General features: G+C 34.5%; 9 protein-coding genes. All 9 read right to left on the bottom strand.

What is annotated here, in order from left to right; all coding sequences use genetic code 11:
- Positions 1-590, bottom strand: a 590-nt coding sequence (locus JWG40_RS17160) for an SGNH/GDSL hydrolase family protein (protein ID WP_232369461.1), incomplete at its 3' end; no start/stop codon positions are given.
- A gap of 244 nt (positions 591-834) precedes the next feature.
- The gene (locus tag JWG40_RS17155; protein ID WP_205286996.1) at positions 835-1,947 is read right to left on the bottom strand and encodes an FRG domain-containing protein; all 1,113 of its coding nucleotides are present in this window, start codon (positions 1,945-1,947) and stop codon (positions 835-837) included.
- A 172-nt stretch (positions 1,948-2,119) separates the two neighbouring features.
- Positions 2,120-2,488: a HepT-like ribonuclease domain-containing protein gene (locus JWG40_RS17150; RefSeq protein ID WP_205286995.1), complete on the bottom strand. Its 369-nt coding sequence runs from the start codon at positions 2,486-2,488 to the stop codon at positions 2,120-2,122.
- A complete protein-coding gene (locus tag JWG40_RS17145; protein ID WP_205286994.1) occupies positions 2,481-2,780 on the bottom strand; it encodes a nucleotidyltransferase family protein in 300 nt (99 codons plus the stop codon). The genes JWG40_RS17150 and JWG40_RS17145 overlap by 8 nt, the downstream gene beginning before the upstream one ends.
- Positions 2,781-3,071: 291 nt before the next feature.
- A complete protein-coding gene (locus JWG40_RS17140) occupies positions 3,072-4,010 on the bottom strand; it encodes a hypothetical protein (protein WP_205286993.1) in 939 nt (312 codons plus the stop codon).
- Between the two features lie 336 nt (positions 4,011-4,346).
- On the bottom strand, positions 4,347-5,249 hold the full coding sequence (locus JWG40_RS17135; protein WP_205286992.1) for a GDSL-type esterase/lipase family protein: 903 nt from the start codon (positions 5,247-5,249) through the stop codon (positions 4,347-4,349).
- Positions 5,250-5,936: 687 nt separating this feature from the next.
- The gene (locus JWG40_RS17130; RefSeq protein ID WP_135656378.1) at positions 5,937-6,359 is read right to left on the bottom strand and encodes a hypothetical protein; all 423 of its coding nucleotides are present in this window, start codon (positions 6,357-6,359) and stop codon (positions 5,937-5,939) included.
- 153 nt (positions 6,360-6,512) lie between these two features.
- Positions 6,513-6,773 carry a hypothetical protein gene (locus JWG40_RS17125; protein ID WP_205286991.1) on the bottom strand — a complete coding sequence of 87 codons (261 nt, stop codon included), beginning with the start codon at positions 6,771-6,773 and terminating at the stop codon, positions 6,513-6,515.
- Between the two features lie 335 nt (positions 6,774-7,108).
- A complete protein-coding gene (locus JWG40_RS17120; RefSeq protein ID WP_205286990.1) occupies positions 7,109-7,645 on the bottom strand; it encodes a YcxB family protein in 537 nt (178 codons plus the stop codon).
- Positions 7,646-7,755: the final 110 nt, after the last annotated feature.

Here is a 7,755-nt window from a genome sequence, read left to right as displayed (position 1 = left end):
AGTGTATTAGCAACAGCCGGTGAAATTCGAATTATTTTAGCGAGAAAAATTTGTGTTTTTGTATTACTTGCAAGTATGGAATTGACAACCTTAAATAGATCTATAACCGCATCATTTGGAGATTTACCTTGTAAAAGGTCGTTTGTACCCGCATGTAGGAGTGTAATATCAGCGAAGCTTGGGTAATTAGCAATTTTAATAAGTTGATCATTTCTCCATCCGGGATAACCATCATGAGTTTGCGTATTAGTGATCCACTGTTGAGGATTAGAACCTCCACTTTGATACCCTTCAGTAGCAAATATGAATGCTTTGTTTGTAATAGCAAATTCAGTCATCCAAACTCTATAGCCTCCAACAGCTTGATTTGGTGGCATACATATAAACTGGCCGATCGAATAGACTGGACAGTATCCCCAGTCCGTAAAACCGAATCCATAAGTGATAGAGTCTCCGAAGGGTCGAATAAGAACTGGTTTTGTTAGGTCAATTGATTTATCTTTAGCTTGAGTTTCGAAATTAAATGTAAATAGCAGAGTAATTGCTAAAAGTACAAATTTGATTGATTGAGTAGTTTTCTTGAGTTTCATTTTGTCCGTCCTATTTGTTTTTATATTCTAATATTTAGTTTGTCGCATTTCAGATAACGAACTAGACTTACCGAAGTTCCCCGACCCTGAGTCCCGTTAACGGGACGTTAGGGACTGGCATGTAGCTTGCGAACGCAAGGCGAATGCCAGAAGGGGAATTTGGCGTAGCCCGAGCGAGGGCTCGTCCCGAAGCGAAGCGGTTAGTCGCTGTTATTCGCAGTCTTTTTGCTGTTTTATGTCATATTCATTTAATTTTTCTTAAATTTCGTGAAAGCAATTCATATATTTTATTAGCTAAGGTTATATTATAATCTAGCGTTTTTCTGTCAGGGTTTTGGTTTATATGGAATAAGTAGTTTCTAAATTGACGAAGTGAATTTATTTCATCAAGGAGCTTTGGTTCCAAATAATCCAATAGTATTGGATTGCGAAGTGCAGATAATATAGACGGACTTCTGTTTTCGAATTTTCCAGAAATTTTCATGATAATTTCTTCTAATTTTCTCCAAATAATCAAAAACTCTCCTAAATTTTCTGGATTTATACTTACCACTGCTTCATTTTTGATATCGATGCAGAGACTTTGAATTTTGTCTTCGTCCGGATATAACGCATCTTTTGGTATCACATTAAAACCTTTATTCCAGAATTTTTTATCATTTGGAATTTTGAATTTAGCTATTAGTCTATTGTTGAAGTCTAATTCCAATTTATTTTCGTAATCCTCTTCAACATCTGCAGTACCTGCTAGATAACCTTCTTGGAAATATGGTCTTAAGGCATCTGGTGGAGCAATACTAAGAAGTCTGATATTTGCTAAATCATGTTCAGAGTTAATAGAAATTCTATTTGTTAGGTAGGGAAAGCCAAAAGCAAAGACATAACCATAATCAAGGTTATTATCATGTAAAGCAAAAGAGCAAGCTACTCTTAATGATTGAGTAAAGTCGAGGAGTGGAGTGTCGCATACTTCGTAATGTTGTAGTATACTCCATTGAATATATTTTTTTGTTAAGACTTCCTTGAAGCCTTCTATTTTGTTCTCTTTGAAATGTTTTTTTAGCAGATTGGAAGCTGAGTGTAATAAATCAAATTTATAGAGTAGTTCTGATCTTTGTAAATAATCACCCCTGTATATTGTTGGATAAAAGGTAGAGTTCTTTCCTTTATTTTGGTAGTCTTGTGTTTGACCTCTGAATAAAATAAAATAATCCTTATTCTTATATGAGAGATTCGAAATTATTTCGACTAACTCTCTGAAAGATTCAATCGAATATGGTTCGAATTTCCCGACATTAAAAGGATTTTTAAAATGTTTTATTAATTCTTTTGTTAATTCCGGTCTAATTTTTCTCATAGATTTTAAAAGATTGCGAATAACGAACTAGCCTTAACGACGTAGGCTGACCCTGAGTCCCAACGGGACGTTAGGGACTGGAACGACACTTGCGTAAGCAAGGGGAGTGCCAGAAGCCTATGTGTCGCAGACCGAGCGAGGGCTAGTCCCGAAGCGAAGCGTTAAGGCGCTGTTAACCGCCGTTGAGTTGTTTTAGAATTGATTGAATTGAAATTTTTAATTCCGGTATTTTGTTTATACAAATATTAAAAATAATTTCGTGATCTAGACCTTCGTAATGATGAGAAATAACATCCCTCATCTTCATAATTTTTTCCCATTCAATTTCAGGGAAATTATTCAGAAATAAACTATCTAATTTTACTACAGACTTTACATTGTCTCCGATTGCTTGTAATCGCATAGCTATAGAATCTAATATCGTAATTCCATCTTGAGAGTTTATTAGGTCATCTGGAAATTTGATTTTAAGGAATCGATTTTCTATTAGCAGAATAGATTCGAGAATAAACTCAAATCGTTCCTTTATTTCTTCATACATTGATAATATCTTTTTGAATTCTATTAAGGAAAGAGGGTTTAATTTGATTTCTTTTTCTAACCAAATCAACGTTTCTTTCTAAAAGTTTTTCTAGGAAAATTTGTAATCCAGCCAAAGAATCGAAATCTGGATTTTTCATTTCTACAAGTAAGTCAACGTCACTTTCTGAGTTAATTTTATCTTTTGCAAAAGAACCGAAAATACCAATTTGAAGAACACCAAAATCATGATTAAGGATAGGTTTGATTTTAGAAAGTTCCTTAATCAATTCTTGCTTAGAACTTATCTTCATGGTTTAATTATCATAATTCGCTCTGAAAAGTCAATAATAGGAATTTCGATTTTCTTTATGATTTCCGTTTCTTTTATTAAATCAGTGAGATTTTTTCATATTTTAGATAGATTTTTGCGAAATGGCGGTTAACGAACTAGTGGAGACGACGTTTCCCGACCCTGAGTCCCAACGGGACGTTAGGGACTGGCACGGAGTTTGCGGATGCAAACGAGTGACAGAAGGGAAATGTGGCGTAGCCCAAGCGAGGCCTCGTGCCGAGGCGCAGTGTTTCCACGCTGTTAGGCGTAGTCAGCCCACTTTGAAATGATTTAAATTATTTAAATCATTAATTTTTAATATATCTTCGTTTTTCAGCAGTATATGTCTTGAACTGTCCAAGCATACTGGTTCGATAATTAAAGAACGCATCATTAAAGTGGCTATTTTTTGAAATGCCATTCGAGTTATTTGGTCGTACCAATCTTCGTTCTTATCCGAATTAGGAATCATGCCGATATGAGTTCTTACAGATAAGAAGGAATTATATTTTCCTCCCCAGCTTCCATTAAGTCCTTGAAATTCACATAGTCTTAAGACTGGGGTTCCTGCAATACTCGCAATATCTAAACTAGCAGAGTTTACTCCAATAGCAAGATCATATGTTTTATAAGTTTCTTTCTGATCATTGTATAGATCGTACATTTTATATTCGATATAATTTTCATTATCGGGATATCCATTTTCAATATATTCTGATCGATTGGCTAAACCAGCTATTGTGAGGTGAAAATTGGGAAACGATTTTAATATTTCTTTTAAATCTTGGAATATAAATAGATTCGAATTTCTCCAGGGATCGCTTTTATGATGCCTCACAAAATATATAATTCTAAATAAATTCCGGATTTTTGGTCTAATGTTACTTTCAGATTGATCCCAGTATGTTTTTGAGGTGAGGGAGCTTTTATCAATTCTCTTAAAGTTAAAAATGCATATTTTTTTTGAGTCGAATGAACTGTTTTCAGGAGAGAAAACGTGATTAATTTCCTGAGGAAAAAATTTCTCAAATACTATTGCTATCCAGGCAAATCGAACTAAATTATTAGTTTCTGATTCTACGATAAAGTCAGGAATTCCATATATGATTGCATAGGAATACTCAATTCTTATAATTCCAAATAGATTGCCTGAAATCTTTTTTTCATCAATTGAAAGTCCTTGAATTTTAATTGCTTCAGACTTTTTCATATAAATTGAAATTCTAGTTTTATTCTGTGAGTTGTTATAAAGTTGTTTTACAGAATGTAATAATCTAATTGTGTCGCCGACTTTTTCTTTAAGTGAATGAACAAGTATATATTTCATTTTTTTTGTTATTATTGTTTGGGCTGATTTCGCCTAACGAACTAGACTAACCGACGTAGGCTGGCCCTGAGTCCCGGAACGGGACGTTAGGGACTGGCCACGACACTTGCGGATGCAAGGGGAGTGCCAGAAGCCTATGTGGCGCAGCCCAAGCGAGGGCTTGTCCCGAAGCGAAGCGGTTAGTTGCTGTTATGCGACGTTCGGAGTTAGAGTGAGGAGCTACAGTTCTCCTTTTATTAGTTTTTCAATTTTAACATTTGGTGATTTATAAGCATTGTCGTCAAAACCTTTTGAATTCATATCCAGTTTTAACTTTTCGAAGTTTAATCCACTACAAGGTCCAGAAGGGTTTGAATTGTTAATTCCCGCCATCCAATTACAAGCCATTTTAAAATAGCCGCTAGCATTTGGATGAATACCATCAGGTGAGTAATCGTTTTGATCATTTAAGAGATTATACATATTTACGACCCTGACTCTAGCTTTTAAATTTGGTGGTAAAGCGTTAAATTTGCTATCAATTAGAGCATTGTATAATTGTATTTGCGAATTTAGGTTTGAATACACTTGATTGATAGAGGAAATTTGAATTATTTTAGCAACAACGACGGTAGTATTTGTATTAGCCGTTAGAACGTTATTAATAATACTAAATAGGTTATTAGCAGCGGTTTCGTAAGACTTGTTCTGTAGAATGTCATTTGTACCAGCATGTATTAAAGTAAAGTTAGAAAAACTTGCGAAGGTAGAGAATTGAATTAGCTGGTCAGTACGATATCCAGGATAACCATCATGAGTTTGAGTATTAGTAAGCCATTGTAAATAATACGATCCGCCGCTTTGGTAACCTTCTGTAGTAAAATATAACCCTAAACCTTGAGTAGCAAGTAAAGTCAACCATCCTCTGTATCCACCTCCAGCCATTGCAGGTGGCATACAAAGTTGCTGGTTAATTTGTGAAATGTAACAAGTTCCCCAATCAGAAAAGCCAACACCATAAGTGATAGAATCACCGAATGGACGAATTAGAATAGGCTTTAAGTTTTGTGCAGTTAAGCTAGTTATGTTGCAATAGATAACCAGTAGAACGGCAAATAAGATTTTCTTTATATCTTCTTTCATATTTTCCTCTGTTTTTAAAATTTATTCCGACGAATGTCGTATAACGAATTAGGCTTACCGACGTTTCGTGTAGCTGAGCCTCTAGAAGAGGCGTTAGCGTAACACGGAATGTGCCTTTAGGCCGAGCGAAGGCCCCACGAGATCCAGATTTTTTCAGAAATCTGAGGCGAAGTGGAAAAGGCCCTGAGCGAGCGGTAAGCCGTTGTTAATTGCAGTTGGTTTTGTGTAGTATTTGTTACTAATACGAAGTGTGTAAATTCCCAGCGCGCAAATTTTCTTTCTTTTTCTTTGTCTTCAAAGCCCGACAATCATTTTTGCAACATGGAAACCGTGATCAAAACTTAATAGGAAGTTGAGCGAAATAAACCTCTTGCTTCTTATTATTTTCTTTAAAGCGCTTGAATCATTAACGATGTAATAAAATCGAATATCGAATTGATCAAAGTTGAACTATAGCATTTTAAGAAAAATTGCGCGCTGGTTTTTTTGAGTAGAATTAACCAATTGCAATTAACGAACTAGCCTTAACGACGTAGGCTGACCCTGAGTCCCAACGGGACGTTAGGGACTGGAACGACACTTGCGAAGGCAAGGGGAGTGCCAGAAGCCTATGTGTCGTAGACCGAGCGAGGCCTTGTGCCGAAGCGAAGCGTTAAGGTGCTGTTATGCGAAGTACTCCATTTGTCACTAGGCAGTCCGAATGATTCTCCTATCATCTAAAGCAGTTTCTTTTATCCAAAAAACTTTTAAATTGTTATGCCATTTTTTGGTTTCAATAGATTCTATTGCTTTCTTATTTGATAATAGAGCGTAGAAAGAATTTCTTTTTAATTTTAAATCTAAATCGATTGTTGAATTTGGAATATGAATTAAGATTGTAAATTGTTCTTTTTTTAATTTGTTATAAAGAAAGACGGAGAACCCGTAATCGCTAGGATGAGTGTCATTGTTGATTTTAACGATTCGAAAATCATTTTCAAAAACATATTCGTTTTTTTTTGCTTCGTAGAATTTCTTGTATCCTCTATCTTCAAGGTATTTTCCAAAATAATTTTCGATTAAATAATTATAGCTTCTAACGGATTGTAGGGTTTGAATTAAAGATTTCAAAAATTGCATATTGATATAGGTATTAATTGAATTATCTTTGCAATTTTGGGTTAATTTTATTTTCTACAGACCCATGAAATTTAAAGTATTCTACAACTCTGTCTCCTAGTTCGTCGAATAAATCGTCTTCTAGGTATGGGTCTTTGTATTTTTTTAATCGTAAAAGTGTTTTTTTGTCTTATCAAGAATCTCTTTTGAATAGATTTTAGTGTCAATTAGATGATCATTTAAATACCTTATCAATATTTCAAACCCATCGTCCCAATTTCCATTTCCATTTCCATTTCCGTTTCTTTGAGATTCATCACGGAGTTTTTCGACTGCTCTTAAAAGTTCTCCTTGAACAGTATTCGCTTGTCCGTTCTTTGGAACAAATTCTTTCCAAATTAATTTAGCGTCTTCAAAATATTTCATCTTTATTTACATTAGAACTCTTATTTTTGGAGTATTTCGCATAACGAACTAGCCTTAACGACGTAGGCTGACCCTGAGTCCCGGAACGGGACGTTAGGGACTGGAACGACACTTGCGCATGCAAGGGGAGTGCCAGAAGCCTATGTGGCGAAGCCCGAGCGAGGGCTTGTCCCGAAGCGTAGCGTTAAGGCGCTGTTATACGCCGTTTTGACTAGACTAGATTTGATTTTTGTAGACAGTTAAATTTTGGGGACAGATGTTTTGTCTATGGTTTTAAACTATTTGGATCCTTAGAATCAAATTGATTAGATTTATAAAATAAAAAATAATCTACCTTAATTTGTTTTTTTAATTATTTTGTTTTCTAACAAATAGTATAGGTCATCTTTTTTAATATTATTATTCCAGATTACTGATTTAGGTATAATCATAGCAGTTATCGAAGATAAGTATAAAAAAATATATTTATCATTTTCCTCCACTTTTGTAATGAATCTTTCAAATCTCTGAATTTTGCTAAAATCTGTAATTTGTATAAATTCATTTTCGTTTATGAGAAGTTTTTGAAATCCTATCATTCCGGTGTTTAAATCTTCCGCGAGAAGTTTTTTTACATTCTTTTTGATACAGTAATGAAAATATTTAGGATAGAATAAAAACCAAATTAAAATAATTGGAAAAAAAATAACACCTATACCAATATTAAAATCTAAATTTCTGGGAAATCCTAAAAGAAAAATAAAGGTAATTAGTATAATAGGTAATAACAATCGTCCAATCAACATATTTTTTTTTGTAGTTGGTGAATGGTCTGAGTGGAAAAGATTGAAGTTTAAAATATCTTCTTCTGTTAATGAGTATTCAATTTCCATGTATCTCTCTTGTAAAATTGTTTTTCAAAATGGCGTATAACGAACTAGACTAACCGACGTAGGCTGGCCCTGAGTCCCGAACGGGACGTTAGGGACTGGAACGACACTTG

Source organism: Leptospira abararensis (assembly GCF_016918735.1).
Lineage (GTDB): Bacteria > Spirochaetota > Leptospiria > Leptospirales > Leptospiraceae > Leptospira_A > Leptospira_A abararensis.
This window is presented reverse-complemented; position numbering and strand designations above follow the sequence as displayed.

Bases quoted from the DNA above. Each gene is read 5' to 3' on its own strand.
- JWG40_RS17125 (WP_205286991.1), bottom strand. From the start codon at position 6,773: ATGAAATATTTTGAAGACGCTAAATTAATTTGGAAAGAATTTGTTCCA.
- JWG40_RS17120 (WP_205286990.1), bottom strand. From the start codon at position 7,645: ATGGAAATTGAATACTCATTAACAGAAGAAGATATTTTAAACTTCAAT.
- JWG40_RS17150 (WP_205286995.1), bottom strand. From the start codon at position 2,488: ATGTATGAAGAAATAAAGGAACGATTTGAGTTTATTCTCGAATCTATT.
- JWG40_RS17155 (WP_205286996.1), bottom strand. From the start codon at position 1,947: ATGAGAAAAATTAGACCGGAATTAACAAAAGAATTAATAAAACATTTT.
- JWG40_RS17145 (WP_205286994.1), bottom strand. From the start codon at position 2,780: ATGAAGATAAGTTCTAAGCAAGAATTGATTAAGGAACTTTCTAAAATC.
- JWG40_RS17135 (WP_205286992.1), bottom strand. From the start codon at position 5,249: ATGAAAGAAGATATAAAGAAAATCTTATTTGCCGTTCTACTGGTTATC.
- JWG40_RS17140 (WP_205286993.1), bottom strand. From the start codon at position 4,010: ATGAAAAAGTCTGAAGCAATTAAAATTCAAGGACTTTCAATTGATGAA.